We start from the raw sequence: 15,235 nt of genomic DNA, 5'->3' as shown, positions 1-15,235 counted from the left end.
TATGAAACTTAAAATCACTCTTTTGGCACTTTTTGTAGTTCTATCCTTCGTTTTATGTACTGCATTAGGAATTCCTAAACTAATAATTTCGGAAGTTCCCGAATTTAGTCGATTGTCCAAGGATCCTCGATTGGAAAAACCTTCCGGTCTGACTAAGTTTAAATTTGCCATCTTTAAAACCGGAGAAAAGAAAGCATCTTCTGCTTTCATTTTCGAAGGAGGGCCCTTACTTCATCGAAAACCTATCTATCACAGTGTAGTGTTTGTGGAACATCCGAAAGGGACTTTTCTTTTCGATTCCGGCCTTGGAACTCAGATACAAGATCAATTTAAGGATCATCGATTTTATGTGAAACCGATGGTAGCTTTTGAAAATCCGAATCCTCTTGTTTCACAATTGAAAGAAGTAGGGATCGATCCTAAAAAGATAGGAGATATCATTCTATCTCATTTGCATTGGGATCATGCGGGTGGTGTGGAAGATTTTCCTTCTGCTAAGGTTTGGTCTACAGAACCCGGTAGAAAACATCTGCAAGAATTCGGAGTAGAGAAGGGTTATCTTCCGAAACAATTGGATTCGGAAAATATACTCTGGAAGGATCTAAATTTCTCTTCTAAACCTTATGAGAATTATTCCAGAAGTTTGGATTGGTTTGGAGACGGTTCAGTGGTATTGGTCCCGATGGAAGGACATACTGCAGGGGATGTAGGAATGTTCTTAAATCTTCCTTCCGGAAAAAGATACTTTTTCACAGGAGATATTACGTGGGCAAGAGAAGGATTCGAAATTCCTTCTCATAGAACTAGACTATTAAGATCGCTTGTAGACAGAGATAAGGAACTTGTAGGGCGTGAGATCTTTAGGGTTCATTCTCTTTTGAAAGTGTATCCGAATTTGGAAGTGGTTCCTGCTCACGATGGAGAAGTAATAGATCGTATCGGTTTATATCCTCACTGGACTGAGTAATTTAAGATCAAACAAAACCGATCTCGGTTTTACTTCATAGTTTTCTATGTTTTAAAGCCGGGATTTTTTTTCTTACATTTTGGATCTCTTCCGGATCAATTTCCGAGATCAGTAATTTTTCTCCTTCTTTTGCATCCGCTAAAATTTCTCCCCAAGGATTGATTACCAATGAATGCCCGTAAGTTTCTCTTCCGTTTAGATGTGTTCCGGTTTGAGCAGGTGCAAATATAAAACATTGATTTTCGATCGCTCTTGCCCTGAGTAAAATTTCCCAATGCGCCTGACCGGTGATCTTAGTGAATGCGGACGGGACGAAGATCATATCCGCTCCTTTATTAACAAGTTCTCTGAACAATTCCGGAAATCTAAGATCATAGCAGATTACGGAAGAAACATTTCCGAGCTCTGGACTTTTATAAACTTCCGGTATATTTTGCCCGGATTCTACACTTCTGGATTCCCTATATTCTACTCCGTCTCCCGGATCCGTATCGAATAGATGGATCTTATGATATTCAAATTTTTCCTCTCCGTCAGCTCCGTATAAAATTGAGGTATTGTATACTTTGCCATTTCCCGAAGGTGTGGGAAATCCTCCTGCGAGGATAGATACATTCAATTTTTTTGAAATACTGGAAAGCAATGACTTTGTCTTTGAGCCGATCTCTCGGGATCTTTCCAACTTCTCCTTTTCGGAACCTAAAAAAGGAAAATTTTCAGGAAGCCCGATGAGTTTAGCTCCTTGGGCTGCAGCTTCTTCTATGAACTTCTCACATTTATTTAAATTGGAATCCAGATCGAAGCTACTATTGAGTTGGATAAGTCCTAAAAGAAAACGAGGCATAGGCTAAGTATTTCAGATCCCCTTACAAAATGCAAAATGTATATTCTACGATTCTGCTTGTCTGTGGATTGTCAGATCCGAATTTAGTAGAAGTATGGCATTCGCCCTAAAAGAATTCAAATCTATCCAAAACTTCTATATAGAAAAAAAGCATAAGGAGAATGTTTGGGCCTTAGTATATCTTCTCCTCCGTTACTTAAGCAGCGGAGAAGGTGCGATCCAAGCTGTCCAGACTTCCTGGCTCCAAGGTTTACCGGGAGATGTTTCCGAAGAAGTGAAAAAGGATGCATCCGAAAAAGTCCTGGAGCTCGCGGATTTACTTTTAGACGCGATTCGTTCTTGGAGAGATCTTGCTGACGAAGACGGTTCTGAAGCGGTGATGGAAGATGTTTTGGAATTCGGGCAATCGATCCTCATCGAAACAAAAGAAATGGGAGAATTTTCGGAACTTGTAAAAGAAGAATCCTTGGATATTATCTCGGATCTTTGCACTGTTTGTGGTGTGGAAATTCCAAAAGCGGGTTATAGGAAGATCGATCTTTCCGCTTTCGATGATTCTGATATCGCAGAAGAAGTAGAAGAGTGGATCATTGCTCTTTCTTCTTTTGAAAAAGCAGAAGAGGCCTCCGAATTAGAGGACGGCTTTTTGGTTTTATTTGTGAAGATCTTTTTATTTTATATTTTCTTTAAGTAGAGGATTCCAAGGGGAGTTGAAATTTGCCTCGACCGTGTGCAGGAATAATGATTCCGGCTGATTCGAATGAAAAATTTCTTCTTATAGATCCGTAAAAATTTCTTTTACCGCAGTGACTACATCTTCTATATCCGCGTCAGTCATTCCTGCAAATAAAGGAAGAGAAAGAGTTCTTCTATACATAGCATCTGCATTCGGATAATTCTTTTTTTCATAACCGAATCTTTGGTAGAAAGGATGTTCGTATAAAGGAATAAAATGAAGGCTAGATCCTATATTTCTTTTATGAAGTTCGGAGCATAGAATATCACGGTTCATTTTGTTTTGAACGGTATCCACTTCTACTCTGAATAAATGCCAAGAATGTTCCCCGTCAATTGCAGGAAGTGGAAGATGTAAGAAAGGCAATTGAGCAAATTCGGACCGATAGATCTCTGCGATTTGGATCCTTCTTCTCCAAAGGTCTTCCGCTTCTGCCAGCTGAACGATGCCCAAAGCCGCGGCGATATCGCTCATATTATATTTAAAACCTGGAGAAACTACTTCGTAATACCAGCCTGGTCGTCCGTAAGTTTCGCGATTGATCCCGTGAAGACGCATCAATTTCATTCTTTCCGCGAAATGTGCGTGGCGAGTGGTGACCATTCCACCTTCTCCGGTGGTGATCCCTTTCGTAGCATAAAAACTGAATACGGTAAAATCTCCGTGAGTTCCGACCCTTTCTCCCTTATGGACTGCAGGGAATGCGTGAGCGGAGTCTTCGATTACATAAAGATGATATTCTTTTGCGAGAGAATTGATAGAATCCATATCGCAAACTGCCCCGGCCAAATGTACAGGCATTACTGCACGAACCGTTTTGCCAGTTTTCTTGTGAACCAGACTCCCTTTTGAAAATACACATTCTCTTTGAATGGTTTCTCTCAAAGTTTCTTCGGTCATTAGGTTGAAGATCGGGTCTACGTCGGTGAGGATTGGCTCTGCCCCGAAATAACAAACTGTTTCTGCAGTCGCAGTGAATGTTACTGCAGGGACAAGGACTGCGTCTTCTGAACAAAGTCCGATAGACTCAAGCGCAAGATGAAGTCCTGCGGTTGCCGAGTTCATTGCGAGTGCGAATTCTGCCCCGGTGTATTTTGCGAATTCTTCTTCGAATTCTTTTACTTTGGGACCAGAGGTGATCCAGCCGGAGCGCAGTACCGCCGCTACTTCTTCGATCGCTTTTTCTGAAATCGAGGGGAGTGCGAAAGGTAAAAACGTTTTTCTTGCTGTGATCATGCGACAAAATCCTCCGGCGCTTCTTTTAGGATCGGAAGATTTCCGGAAAAGATAAGGGAAAACCTGCGAAATCTTTTTAGGAATTGAAATCCGAAGGGGTTTTGCTTACTCTGCTCAACGTGGGTTTGAGTTTTGCAGAAATTTTGGAAAGGATCCGGATCTTAGACCGGGACGTTTCCGAATTAAACCGTTTGAAAAGCAGGCTGCCTGCAGACAGACCCTATTCTTCTTCCCTTCAAATTTCTTTCGATAAACAGATCAATAATCTACTCAACGAAAGGATCCGGCTCTTGGATCTGGAAATTTCAGATCCTCCTCGTTGGCTTTTGGGAGATTCGGACGCCTACGAATCCGGCCAAAAGACAGCTTCCGCATTTTTGGAACCTGCCGATCTTTCTTCCAAAAAACTACAAGACCAAGACGTTATCAATCTGATCCGCGAATTACCTAAGACGGAGATCCATCTTCATTTGGAAGCTTGTGTAAATAAGGACACAATGAAGAAGTTGATGGCCAAGAACGGGATCAAACTTAGCGACGAGGAGTTCGAGGCCAAGTTTAACTTTAAGGATCTGAACGGATTTATCCAAGTATTCTTCTTCATTCAAAGTTTGGTGAAAGAACCTGCCGACTTATATTATTTCGTGGGAAGTCTTGCGGAATATATGAGAGCGAATCGGATCTTGTATACCGAAGTATTTTTTGCTCCTTCTAAATTCATTCAGAACGGTTTGGATTTCGACGAGATGGTCAACCAACTTGTGGAAGGTATTAGAGAAGAAAAGGCAAAAGACGGAATAGAGATCCGACTTCTCGTAGACGTTTCTCGTTCCTTCGGTCCTGAAAACGCGATGAACAATCTGAATCGTGTATTGAAGATCAAACATAAGGAAGTGATCGGAATTGGGCTCGGCGGCGCCGAGCTTATGGGACCTGCGAGAGATTACGCCGACGTTTTCAAAAAAGCGAAAGAAGCAGGACTTAGAACGGTTGCTCACTCAGGAGAAGACGACGGTCCTTGGGCGATCTGGGAAGCTGTTGAACTTTGTAAGGCGGAAAGGATCGGTCATGGAACTTCCGCGATCCAAGATCCTGAACTTGTGAATTATCTAAGAGAGCATAAGATCCCGATAGAGATTTGTGTTACGTCTAACGTGTTTACCGGAAAATACGTTAGAAAAGAACAAAATCACCCCGTTCGTTATTATTACGACCAAGGTCTTCCTCTTTGTATCAATACGGATGACCCGGAGATCTTTAACGTCAATCTAACATACGAGTATTTTAAACTTTGGAGATTTTTGGATTTCTCTTTGGATGAGATCGTGGATCTGATCCGCCAAGGTGTATATGCGACTTTCCATCCTCAAAAAGAATCCTTATGGAAGGATATGGAAGTTCAGATCAAAAAAGTAAAAGAGAAATATGGACTTTTAGAGCCCAGCTTAAAATAATAACTTTCCTAGTTGGCCGATATTGACTCGGTCAAAATCTTTCTTGCAATCGGATCAGATCTTCGTTTAAAATTCCCTTCCGGAGTTTTATTATGAAGCTGAAAATTTTACTCGGTATAATTGTCTTCTTGTTCGTTTCAGGGGTCGGATACTTTTATTATTTAGGTGGATTCGATAAGATCCAAGTGAAAGAAGAAGAGCTGGGACCTTATTACGTTCTATCTCATGATAGAGTCGGAAATTATAGAAAAGTAGGAGATACTTTCGAAGCAGTTCAAAAGGAATTTTCGGAGAAAGGATTCAAAAATTATAAACTTTTTGCGATCTACAAAGATGATCCAAACAAGATCCCTGAGGATCAACTCAGATGCGAGGTAGGAGTTTTATTCGAACAACCTTTGGCGGAAGTTCCTACAGGTTTCTCCTTACCTTTACAATATAAAACAATCGAAAAGAAGAAGTATCTTTCGGTAGACTTTCCTTTAAAAAGTTTTCTCTCTATTTTTCTAGGGATTGCGAAAGTATATCCCGAGCTTATGAAAGCATGTTCGGATCGAGGTTGCGATCTGAATGGGAAAGCCTCAATGGAGATCTATGAACCCGTTGTGGAAAAGAAAACTAAATATTTGCTCCCTTTGGATTGATCTGAGGCATAAGAATGGAAAAGTTTTCGCAATTAAAGGAACTTCTGAATGTTCATATTCCGATAGATCGTAAGAAATTTTTTATCACAGGCATTTTTCTATTCTTCGTTAAATATAGTCTGGATAGATTCGTAGCGTTTTTCTTTTTCGATCGTGTATGGTGGATCGCGGAATATTTCAAAGACCCCGGAAAAATCGTCCTACTAAAGAAATTTTATTCGGACGAATCCGGATTTTATCTCACTCTGCTCGGGATCTCTTTTCCCTTCATTTATTTGGGAACCGTATTTTGTATCAAAAGATTACGAAGCATCGGTTTAAGTTCGTTTTGGGTTCTTTTATTTTTTATCCCACTTCTGAATTTCCTAATGTTCTTTTTATTATCCGTACTTCCGGAAAATTTATATAACCGTTCCGATGAAGAAACTCCTTCCAGATTTTTTCCCAAATCCAAACTTATCGTATCCATATGGTCCATTCTATTTACGGCTAGCATCACTCTTCTATTCAGCATCTTTTCCACGGATATATTGAAAACATACGGAGCGAGTTTATTTGTAGGCGGTCCGTTTATGATCGGATTCATTTCCGTGGCTTTGTATTCTCGGGCCGAACCGTTGGATTTTAAACATGCTATGGCGATTGCATCCGCGGCAGTTTCGATCGCGGGAGTTCTTACGTTTATCGTAGCAATCGAAGGGATTATTTGTTTGATCATGGCGGCTCCTTTGGCCTATTTTCTTGCATTCTTAGGCGGAGGACTTGCTTATCTTCTACAATCAAAATCCGCATTCGTTTCTTCCGTTTTACCCTTCTTCTTTCTGCTTCTTCCTTCATTCGCATATTTGGAAGCGAATCTGGGAGAAGAGAGAGAATTATATATGGTGGAGACAAGTCTTAAAATTTCCGCATCCAAAGAAAAAGTATGGAAAGGTTTATTTGAATTTTCTGATATACCTGAGCCTAAGGAATTTCTATTTAATGCAGGGATCTCGTATCCGATCCGAGCAAGAGTCGAAGGAAAAGGAATTGGAGCGATCCGATATTGCGAATTTAATAACGGAGTTTTTGTGGAGGCGATCACAAATTGGGAGGAACATTCGACTTTAGCATTTGATGTAGTCAAACAACCGGACGCAATGAGAGAGCTTAGTCCTTATAAGAATATTAGACCGCCTCATCTAGACGGATTTTTTGCATCTAAAAAGGGAAGCTTCGAATTGGTTTCCCTCGGTAAGAATGAGACATTATTGATCGGAAGGACTTGGTTTCTTAATCGATTTTCTCCGGCCTCTTATTGGAATATTTGGATCCATTGGATCTTACATAAGATCCACTATAGAGTTTTGGATCATATTCGTGTGTCTGTGGAAAAAACTCCATAGGACAGAGTTCATTCTGCTCGACTGAATTTTTAAGATCAGTATAAATATGGATTTTCAATTCCGGAAATTATCTGTGAAATTGTCGCCAATGAGCGTTTTAAAAACTTGGATTTCATACTGTAGGATCCCAGAAAAGATCTGGAAACAGTTATTATCCATAGGTGTAGACGATGCACCAGGAGCAAGATACATCGTTGCAAGCAATGCAGTAGTCCTGATCACAGCAATTTTTACTTTAGTATATTATATTATTTTTTCCAGTTTCGGTTTAGTATTCCCGATCTGGCTTTATGCACTTTGGATGGTGAATATTTTCGGATACGCTCTTGTGCTATTCTTAAATTTCACCCGATCTCATCGGGCTGCAAGATTGCTCCTCGCGTTTGTAGGAACAATGCAATTATTGATGATCTCTCGGATCCTGCCTCAGGAAGCAGGATTGGATCTTTATATTCTCGCGAGCTTTGCATTTCCGTTCTATATTTTTCCTCCTGAAGAAAAGAAGTTCATTTATATGATGGAGACAGCTCTTGCACTTCTATTCGTTTCCGTGCATATCATTCCTTACTTTTTCGAGCCTATCCTGAGTTTAGATCCAAAATACAAAAGTTACTTTTATTTTACTAGTTTGGTCCTTGTTGTGGCTTGGTTCTCTTTTATAGGCAAAGAATTGGCGCAGGCGGCTTGGGAGGCGGATCGCTCTCTCAAAGAAGAAAAGGCCAAGACTGAATTACTTTTATTGAATATACTTCCTAAAGAAACCGCAGATGAGCTGAAAAAAACCGGAAGTTCAGAGCCTAGATTGATTACCCAAGCCACCGTTTTGTTTACAGATTTTTACGGATTCACTTCAATCGCTGAAAAACTTACCCCAAACGATCTTGTGAAGGAATTGGATTTCTGCTTTAGACATTTTGATTCTGTTACGGAAACTCATAGATTGGAGAAATTGAAGACCATCGGCGATGCATATATGTGCGTTGCCGGAGTTCCTTCTTATCGATCTTCTCATGCAGTTGATAGTTTGCTTGCAGCATTGGAAATGTTAGAACGATTGGAAGAACTATCAAAATTAAAAAAAGGGCCTAATTGGAAGGCAAGGATCGGGATCCACTCAGGACCCTTAGTCGCAGGAGTGATCGGGGCTAGGAAATTTTCCTACGATGTTTGGGGAGATACAGTCAATCTTGCTAGCAGAATGGAATCGAGTAGTGAGCCCGGAAGAGTAAATGTTACAAATTCTATCGTAGAATTGACCAAAGATTATTTTCAGTTTAAGTCTAGAGGCAAACTTCCTGTGAAGAATAAAGAAAAGACTGCGATGTATTTTTTGTTAGGATTAAAACCTGAATTTAGAGATCGCAAAAATCCTCGTAACCCGAATGGAAAATTTTGGGAAGAATATGGAAAACGATTCGGAAGAAGAGAGCCGGTCATTCTATATTAAAAAATTATACAATAATTCGGCTTTATTTTCCTGTTAAAAAATGAGCCAAACCTCTAATTACTTCTGCAATTTTATCGTAGTTTAAGGTTTCCGGAAGATCACTTGTTTCGTGATAGTTTTTATTTCGAAGAAACGCAGTATCCGTGATCATAATCGCTTTATAGTTGAATTTCCAATAATTCAAATGATCCGAAAAATCTATTCCGCTTAAACTTTCCGGAGCGGCAATACTTTCACAAGGAATTGTCGTTTTGGAATTATAAACTTTCTTTAATAGACTTAAATATTCAGACTCCTTATTTCTTCCTACAAGAGCGATAAAATTCCCTTGGCTTGGATAGATCCAGCTCAAAGGCCAAACAGGATAATCTTGTGAGCCTTTTTCTTCCGAATAGTATCCGATAGTTTCCAAGCTGATCATCAATTCTATTTCTTCGTTTTTATCTCTAAGAGATTTTGCATGTTTGAAACTTCCCATCGATTCGGTTCGGAAATAAGGAGGTTCTTCTAATGTATAAGCAACCAAATGTACTCTATACTTTAGGTTTTTCTCTTGTAGTTTTAAGATTTTTGCAAGTTCAAGAAGAGCAGCTACGCCGGAGGCATTATCATCGGCGCCTTGTTGATCACCTGCTACATCGTAATGGGCCCCAATTACGATCTTTTTCTCCGAAGTTGGTCCGATCTCGAATTCTAAGTTCTTATATGTGACTTCTCGTACTTGAAAGACCTGCTCCTTAGGAGAAAGCCCGTAGCTTAAAAGTTTTTTACGAATATATTCGGCAGTTTTATTTAAAGAATCTGGGTTCTGGTAATTTCTATAAGGATAGATAGAAGCAAGTGCGATTACATGATTTTTCAGATCATTCGGATGAATAAGATAAGTTTGATCTGCCCGGATTAGAGGAGAGAGAAAGAATAATATAGAAAAGATAAATAAAGATCGAAATTTCAAGGGACCCCTCCTTGCATTTTTACCAGCAAGGAGGATGACTTGTTTAAACAATCGATCAAGCTTTTTCGGCTTCTAATTTTCTCCAAGTAACATAGGAAATAGCTAATAATCCTAGGAATATAAATGGAGTTACGAAATTTGGATCATTTTTGAAAAGGTGAGAAAGTCCAGCACCTAATACATTAAAGGTGACTCCCGCATACGCCCATTCTTTTAGTCTTGGGAATTTAGGATAAAGAAGTGCAAGAGCACTTAATCCTTTTGCTGGCCCTAAAATTAAAGCGAGGTATGCAGGATATCCTAACGAAGCGAGCCCTTCTAATACCTGCGGGCTTTGAGTGGTATAAGCAAAAGCACCAAATAGATTTCCTACAGCTATCAATCCGGTAGTTGCCCAATATAAAACTTTAATAACAGTCGTGTTCATATAGTTCCTCTGGTTTCGAGATTCGATATAGTTATTCATGCTTTCTTGGCTGTAAATATAAATCGGATCAAAATCTTGCTTCATTCTGTTTTGTAGGAATTCCAACATGCGGTCGGTCATTGAAATTGGGAAATTTTTTGTTTAAAGATGTATGCCAAAATGACATCTTATGATGTAAACTAAAATGCAATAAAATAGTTTACTTTATTTTATCCAATCCGTCCTAGTGGTAAATAGGTAAGGCCATGAAGATTTCCATTCCGTTCGATCAAATTATTCAAAGGGTAAAAGACAGGCCCAAACTTCTTTTATGGGGCCTTCTACCCATATTACTTCTATTCGTTTTTTTAATTTGGAGAAGTAGGAATTCCAACTCGGATACCTCCGAGATCATCCAAGGCTCTATTATAGAATCTGTATATGGTTTAGCTACGGTCAGTTCTTCAGAAGTGTATCATCTTAGGGTCGCAATCCCTTCTGCCATTCGTAAAATTTTTGTAGAAGAAGGGGATCAGGTAAAAGAAGGAACTCCTCTTGTTGAATTCGACAGTTTTGGAACGATGAGATCTCCTCTAGAGGGAGTAGTGACGAATGTCGCCTACGAGACGAAAGAGACGGTCGTCCCTCAAACTCCTGTAGTAACAGTGATGGATCTCCGAAAAAGATATCTTACGGTCTCTTTAGAAGAGAAGGGGGCAGTTAAGGTAAAGAAGGGACAAAAAGTAAGGATCCGCTTCGAAGCTTTAGGAGAAAAAAAATTCGAAGGAGAAGTGAAATCGGTTTATCCTGCCGACGGGCAATTCCAAGTGCATATAGTTCCTGTCGGAATTCCAACAGAAATACTTCCCGGAATGACCGCAGATGTCGCAATAGAAACATCGAGTAAAGAAAACGTAATATTAATCCCGATCAAAGGGATCAAATCCGGAAAAGTTAAAGTATTAGAAAACGGTAAAGTTCGAGTGAAGGATATCGAGATCGGTTTAAGTAATGGAGAATACGCCGAGCTTGTTTCAGGAGAAGTCCGTTTAGGGGATAAGGTGCTCCTTCAGGAGGATAAATAAATGTTATTTATCGCTCTTCGACAAATGTCTGCCCGTAAAAAACAAACTGCATTAACTTTAGCAGGTATTATACTCGGAGCCACGGCTTACATTGTGATTTCAGGGATCATGTTGGGTCTTAGAGAATATTTGGTAGACCAACTTGTAAATAATGATGCCCATGTTCGGATCTCTTCTCAAGTAAAAATAATCGGGGAAAAAGATCTGGACGGGATCCTTTTTAATTCGAAAGAAATTCCTTTTTGGTCTGTTCCTCCATCCGGTAGAAGGGACACAGAACAGATAGAGAACCAAGCAGGTTGGCAAAAAAAAGTCGCCTCGGATCCGGATGTAGAGGCGAGCTCCTCTCAACTCCAGATCAAAGTGATCTATAGAAGAGGTAAAATTGCAGAAGCAGGAAGAATGATCGGAGTGAAACCCGAATTTCAATCCAAGGTTGCAAGAATTAAAGAAAACATAATAGAAGGAGATTTTTTAGAAATTAAAGAAAGTGGGAACAAACTCGTGATCGGAGAAGGCTTGCGACTTTTGCTAGGAGCAAGGATCTCGGATACTGTTTATATAAGCACGGGGAAATCTGATCCGATCCCTTTTAAGATCGTTGCCTCTTTTCAAATGGGAAACAAGGCCATCGATGATACTGCAGCCTATGCGAACTTAGGAGATGTACAGACCTTAAATCAAACTCCAAATCGGATCAGCGATATTGCAGTAAAACTCAAAGATGTTTCTAAAGCGACTGAAAAAGCGAGAGAATGGGCCGAGTCAGGAGATGTGAAAGTCCAAAGCTGGGAAGATGTAAACGCAACTTTTATCTCTCTTTTCAAAATGCAAGATGCGATCCGATATGCTCTTGTGGGAACAATCTTACTCGTAGCAGGATTCGGGATTTATAATATTCTGAATATAGTGATAGGACAAAAAAGAAGAGAGATCGCGATCCTTAGATCTATAGGCTACGAAGCAGGTGATATCCTGAAAATATTCCTGATCCAAGGTTTGATCCTAGGAGTTGCTGGAGGTTTCTTAGGAATGTTACTCGGAAATCTGATCTGTAGAAGGTTGGAACATGTCTCTTTTTCGAATCCCCTTATGCAGACGAAATCCGGAATGATGATGGTTTCATTTGCTCCTTCTATTTATTTTCAAGCGTTCTTGCTTGCGTTTATCGCAACCTTGATCGCGAGCGTATTTCCTGCTAGATCTGCGAGTAAACTTTCTCCGATCGAGATCATTCGGGGGGAATGATGAGTATTCTTTTAGAAAACGTTAAAAAAAGTTTCGGCAAACCTCCGACTGAAATCATCAGAGGAGTAAGCTTAGAAATAAAACCGGGAGAATTTGTTTCTTTAACCGGAAAATCAGGATCCGGAAAAAGTACACTTCTGTATTTGATCAGTAGCTTAGATGATCCTTCTCAAGGAAATATCAGTATAGACGGAAAGACGATCCGATCTCTTTCACAAAAAGACCTGCATTCATTTCGAAATTTGCATATGGGATTCGTATTCCAATTCCATTATCTTCTGCCAGAATTCACCGCTTTAGAAAATGTATTAATGCCTGCATTAAAAGCAGGAAAACTAAAAGAGAAAAGAGAAGAGGCTATCCGCCTGTTGCAGAGATTCGATCTGGGAGATAAATTGGATCATATACCTTCCAAACTTTCGGGAGGGCAGATGCAAAGAGTTTCGATCGCAAGATCTTTAGTAATGAGACCAAGATATTTATTTGCTGATGAACCTACGGGGGCTTTGGATTCTGCAAATGCAAAGATCGTAATGGATATCTTTCGAGCTATAAATAAAACGGAAGGGACAACCGTGATCATGGTAACCCATGATCCGGACTTTGCAAAATCCGCCAAGAGACAGATCAAACTCGTGGACGGGCTCATCTCCAATGGGAAGGAAGAAAAATGATAGAGAGAATTCTGGAGAGGACCTTTCTTCTTTTTCTATCTTCCGGTTTTGCTAAAACGAATACTGACCAAATCGCAAAACATATTGGGATCAGCAAAAGAACATTATATAAATATTATGATACAAAGGATAAGTTGATCGATTCTGTGTTCGAACTGATGAGATCAAAGGTCCAGGAGAAATTTGATAAAGTTTTGCAGGACAAAACGAGAGATCCGATCGATCGATTGAAGGAAATCCTTTTTTTTATTTCGGACCTAGGCTCTAAGATGTCTAAAACTTTCGCAAAAGATATCGAAATGGTCCGCCCGGATCTTTTCCAAACGATGAAAGAATTCAGAAAACAAAGGATCTTGAGCCTTGCAGATCTGTTGAAAGAAGGGCAAGAAAGAGGGCAGATCCGAAAGGATGTAACTCCTGAGTTGACGATAGATATTCTTTTGGCTGCTGTAGATGGGATCTTAAATCCGAGCTATTTATTTCAGAGCCCTTATTCGAATACGATGGCCTTTGATTCTATCGTTAGTATCTTTTTGGAAGGAGTACAAGAAAAACATACTCACTAGAATGCATTGACTTCGGATTTACGAAGGATACGATTCGTCTCCGGAGGCATTCTCATGCAGGTTGGGCTGAAAATTTTGAACGCTATTTTGATATTATTTGCCGTTTTTATGGGAGTAAAAGCGGGTTGGTCTATTCTTTCTGAATCTCCAGAAATGGTCCAAACATTCGAGGCCTGGGGTGTAGGAAGATATGGGCGGATTCTTTTCGCGGTAGTAGGAATTATCGGAGCAATTTTACTTCTACATCCTAAAACGTACGTATTTGGGAATTTTCTAGTCTTAGCAGTAATTCTTTTCTTAATCGTGAACTATGTGCATCTGCATGATTGGAAAGGAGTTGGAATTGAATTTCCATTCTTCCTTTTGCAGTTTGTGATTTTATATATAGAACATCCGCTTCAGGGATTTTCTTTCGTCTCCTGAAGGTATATTATATTTTTATAAAGTCTTTAAGTAAGCCATAATGAACGGTTCAATTTCTCCGTCCATTACTGCTTGCACGTTCCCAGTTTCATGATCGGTGCGATGATCTTTTACCATATTATAAGGATGGAATACGTAAGAGCGGATCTGGCTTCCCCAGGAGATATCTTTTTTCTCTCCTGATTTTTTTTCCAGATCGTCCTTTAGTCTTTCTTGCTCCAATTCGTACAATCTTGCTTTTAACATTTTAAAAGCAGTGTCTCTGTTCTTGATCTGAGATCTTTCGTTCTGACAAGCGACTACGATCCCGCTCGGAATATGAGTGATACGGACTGCAGAGTCCGTGGTGTTTACGTGCTGACCGCCTGCACCGGAAGAACGATACACATCAACACGGATGTCTTTATCTTCTATCTTGATATCTATATCGTCGTCCAATTCCGGACTTACGTGAACGGAAACGAAAGAAGTATGCCTACGTTTATTAGCATCAAATGGAGAAATACGAACCAAACGATGAATACCATTTTCACATTTCATGAATCCATACGCGAAATCGCCTATTACATGTATGGTTGCGTTCTTGATGCCGGCTCCGTCACCTTCTTGAAAATCAACTACGCTGTATTGGTAACCTTTTTTATCGAAATACTTCAGATACATTCTGAAAAGCATTTCCGCCCAGTCCTGGCTTTCCGTTCCTCCTGCACCCGGATGAATATTCAAGAAAGCCGGCTTCATATCTTCAGGCTCGTTTAACGCACCTAAAAGTTCTAATCTTTCGAATTCAGTTTTTAATCTTTGGTATTCGGAGCTGAGTTCGTCTACTCCAGCTTCTCCCTTCTCATCGAAAGTAAGTTCTACAAGATCAGGAAAATCTAAAATATCTCTACGAATGGAAACCCAAGGATCTAATTTTCTTTCCAACTCAGTCTTTCTTTGGCTGATAGACTTTGCTTGATCCGGATTATCCCAAAAAGTAGGTTCTCCGATCCTATCATTGAAGGATTTAAGCTGATCTTGGTCTTTGTCCAAGTTGAGAAGTTTCCAGCGATTTAAAAAGTTCTCTTGAAGTTCTTTAGATAGGCGCTTCAGTTCCTTGGCGTTCTTAACTTCCATTTCGGTCCAATAAAATTAGATATAGATTCAGTTGATTCAAAATTTG

At 39.8% G+C, this 15,235-nt stretch carries 16 protein-coding genes; 11 read left to right on the top strand and 5 right to left on the bottom strand.

Going from position 1 to position 15,235, the window contains the following annotated elements; all coding sequences use genetic code 11:
- Position 1: 1 nt before the first annotated feature.
- Positions 2–967, top strand: a complete 966-nt coding sequence (locus EHQ64_RS12340; protein ID WP_135649784.1) for an MBL fold metallo-hydrolase — start codon at positions 2–4, stop codon at positions 965–967.
- A gap of 34 nt (positions 968–1,001) precedes the next feature.
- Here the strand turns inward: EHQ64_RS12340 and EHQ64_RS12335 are convergent, their stop codons facing one another.
- Positions 1,002–1,811, bottom strand: coding sequence for a carbon-nitrogen hydrolase family protein (locus EHQ64_RS12335; protein WP_135649783.1), 810 nt, complete (start codon positions 1,809–1,811; stop codon positions 1,002–1,004).
- A 94-nt stretch (positions 1,812–1,905) separates the two neighbouring features.
- Here EHQ64_RS12335 and EHQ64_RS12330 point away from each other — a divergent pair, with 94 nt between their 5' ends.
- On the top strand, positions 1,906–2,505 hold the full coding sequence (locus tag EHQ64_RS12330) for a hypothetical protein (RefSeq protein WP_135649782.1): 600 nt from the start codon (positions 1,906–1,908) through the stop codon (positions 2,503–2,505).
- Between the two features lie 81 nt (positions 2,506–2,586).
- On the opposite strand, the gene EHQ64_RS12325 is transcribed toward EHQ64_RS12330, so the two are convergent.
- Positions 2,587–3,783: a DegT/DnrJ/EryC1/StrS family aminotransferase gene (locus EHQ64_RS12325; protein ID WP_135649781.1), complete on the bottom strand. Its 1,197-nt coding sequence runs from the start codon at positions 3,781–3,783 to the stop codon at positions 2,587–2,589.
- Between the two features lie 119 nt (positions 3,784–3,902).
- On the opposite strand from EHQ64_RS12325, the gene add reads away from it, so the two are divergent.
- From add to EHQ64_RS12305, 4 genes are all read left to right on the top strand, one after another.
- Positions 3,903–5,237 carry an adenosine deaminase gene (gene add / locus EHQ64_RS12320; protein ID WP_135650558.1) on the top strand — a complete coding sequence of 445 codons (1,335 nt, stop codon included), beginning with the start codon at positions 3,903–3,905 and terminating at the stop codon, positions 5,235–5,237.
- A 98-nt stretch (positions 5,238–5,335) separates the two neighbouring features.
- Complete coding sequence (locus EHQ64_RS12315; RefSeq protein WP_425460437.1) at positions 5,336–5,881, top strand: GyrI-like domain-containing protein; 546 nt, start codon at positions 5,336–5,338, stop codon at positions 5,879–5,881.
- A gap of 14 nt (positions 5,882–5,895) precedes the next feature.
- Positions 5,896–7,266 (top strand): SRPBCC family protein, encoded by a 1,371-nt coding sequence (locus EHQ64_RS12310; protein WP_135649779.1) that lies wholly within the window; start codon positions 5,896–5,898, stop codon positions 7,264–7,266.
- A gap of 88 nt (positions 7,267–7,354) precedes the next feature.
- Complete coding sequence (locus EHQ64_RS12305) at positions 7,355–8,713, top strand: adenylate/guanylate cyclase domain-containing protein (protein ID WP_135649778.1); 1,359 nt, start codon at positions 7,355–7,357, stop codon at positions 8,711–8,713.
- Positions 8,714–8,735: 22 nt separating this feature from the next.
- Here EHQ64_RS12305 and EHQ64_RS12300 read toward each other — a convergent pair whose 3' ends face one another.
- Together EHQ64_RS12300 and EHQ64_RS12295 are read right to left on the bottom strand one after the other, a co-directional pair.
- The gene (locus tag EHQ64_RS12300) at positions 8,736–9,668 is read right to left on the bottom strand and encodes a M28 family peptidase (RefSeq protein WP_135649777.1); all 933 of its coding nucleotides are present in this window, start codon (positions 9,666–9,668) and stop codon (positions 8,736–8,738) included.
- A 55-nt stretch (positions 9,669–9,723) separates the two neighbouring features.
- Positions 9,724–10,095, bottom strand: coding sequence for a DoxX family protein (locus EHQ64_RS12295; protein WP_135649776.1), 372 nt, complete (start codon positions 10,093–10,095; stop codon positions 9,724–9,726).
- A 245-nt stretch (positions 10,096–10,340) separates the two neighbouring features.
- Here EHQ64_RS12295 and EHQ64_RS12290 point away from each other — a divergent pair, with 245 nt between their 5' ends.
- The 5 genes from EHQ64_RS12290 to EHQ64_RS12270 are packed head-to-tail and all read left to right on the top strand — an operon-like array spanning position 10,341 to position 14,070.
- Positions 10,341–11,159, top strand: a complete 819-nt coding sequence (locus EHQ64_RS12290; RefSeq protein WP_135649775.1) for an efflux RND transporter periplasmic adaptor subunit — start codon at positions 10,341–10,343, stop codon at positions 11,157–11,159.
- Positions 11,160–12,407, top strand: a complete 1,248-nt coding sequence (locus EHQ64_RS12285; RefSeq protein ID WP_135649774.1) for an ABC transporter permease — start codon at positions 11,160–11,162, stop codon at positions 12,405–12,407.
- Positions 12,407–13,081 carry an ABC transporter ATP-binding protein gene (locus EHQ64_RS12280; RefSeq protein ID WP_135650556.1) on the top strand — a complete coding sequence of 225 codons (675 nt, stop codon included), beginning with the start codon at positions 12,407–12,409 and terminating at the stop codon, positions 13,079–13,081. The genes EHQ64_RS12285 and EHQ64_RS12280 overlap by 1 nt, the downstream gene beginning before the upstream one ends.
- Positions 13,078–13,647, top strand: coding sequence for a TetR/AcrR family transcriptional regulator (locus EHQ64_RS12275; protein ID WP_135649773.1), 570 nt, complete (start codon positions 13,078–13,080; stop codon positions 13,645–13,647). The genes EHQ64_RS12280 and EHQ64_RS12275 overlap by 4 nt, the downstream gene beginning before the upstream one ends.
- Before the next feature lie 54 nt (positions 13,648–13,701).
- Positions 13,702–14,070 (top strand): DoxX family protein, encoded by a 369-nt coding sequence (locus EHQ64_RS12270; protein ID WP_135649772.1) that lies wholly within the window; start codon positions 13,702–13,704, stop codon positions 14,068–14,070.
- 15 nt (positions 14,071–14,085) lie between these two features.
- Here the strand turns inward: EHQ64_RS12270 and prfB are convergent, their stop codons facing one another.
- Positions 14,086–15,189, bottom strand: a complete 1,104-nt coding sequence (gene prfB / locus EHQ64_RS12265; protein WP_135649771.1) for a peptide chain release factor 2 — start codon at positions 15,187–15,189, stop codon at positions 14,086–14,088.
- Between the last annotated feature and the right edge of the window lie 46 nt (positions 15,190–15,235).

Origin of the sequence: Leptospira sarikeiensis (assembly GCF_004769615.1) — a bacterium.
Classification (GTDB): Bacteria; Spirochaetota; Leptospiria; order Leptospirales; family Leptospiraceae; genus Leptospira_B; species Leptospira_B sarikeiensis.
Note: the sequence above shows the minus strand (reverse complement) of the source record. Positions and strands in the feature narration are given on the sequence as shown.

What these genes read in the sequence shown, in the direction of transcription:
- EHQ64_RS12335 (WP_135649783.1), bottom strand. Translation starts at nt 1,811, where the DNA reads ATGCCTCGTTTTCTTTTAGGACTTATCCAACTCAATAGTAGCTTCGAT.
- EHQ64_RS12330 (WP_135649782.1), top strand. Translation starts at nt 1,906, where the DNA reads ATGGCATTCGCCCTAAAAGAATTCAAATCTATCCAAAACTTCTATATA.
- EHQ64_RS12340 (WP_135649784.1), top strand. Translation starts at nt 2, where the DNA reads ATGAAACTTAAAATCACTCTTTTGGCACTTTTTGTAGTTCTATCCTTC.
- EHQ64_RS12290 (WP_135649775.1), top strand. Translation starts at nt 10,341, where the DNA reads ATGAAGATTTCCATTCCGTTCGATCAAATTATTCAAAGGGTAAAAGAC.
- EHQ64_RS12325 (WP_135649781.1), bottom strand. Translation starts at nt 3,783, where the DNA reads ATGATCACAGCAAGAAAAACGTTTTTACCTTTCGCACTCCCCTCGATT.
- EHQ64_RS12285 (WP_135649774.1), top strand. Translation starts at nt 11,160, where the DNA reads ATGTTATTTATCGCTCTTCGACAAATGTCTGCCCGTAAAAAACAAACT.
- EHQ64_RS12295 (WP_135649776.1), bottom strand. Translation starts at nt 10,095, where the DNA reads ATGAACACGACTGTTATTAAAGTTTTATATTGGGCAACTACCGGATTG.
- EHQ64_RS12280 (WP_135650556.1), top strand. Translation starts at nt 12,407, where the DNA reads ATGAGTATTCTTTTAGAAAACGTTAAAAAAAGTTTCGGCAAACCTCCG.
- EHQ64_RS12305 (WP_135649778.1), top strand. Translation starts at nt 7,355, where the DNA reads ATGAGCGTTTTAAAAACTTGGATTTCATACTGTAGGATCCCAGAAAAG.
- prfB (WP_135649771.1), bottom strand. Translation starts at nt 15,189, where the DNA reads ATGGAAGTTAAGAACGCCAAGGAACTGAAGCGCCTATCTAAAGAACTT.
- EHQ64_RS12310 (WP_135649779.1), top strand. Translation starts at nt 5,896, where the DNA reads ATGGAAAAGTTTTCGCAATTAAAGGAACTTCTGAATGTTCATATTCCG.
- EHQ64_RS12270 (WP_135649772.1), top strand. Translation starts at nt 13,702, where the DNA reads ATGCAGGTTGGGCTGAAAATTTTGAACGCTATTTTGATATTATTTGCC.
- EHQ64_RS12275 (WP_135649773.1), top strand. Translation starts at nt 13,078, where the DNA reads ATGATAGAGAGAATTCTGGAGAGGACCTTTCTTCTTTTTCTATCTTCC.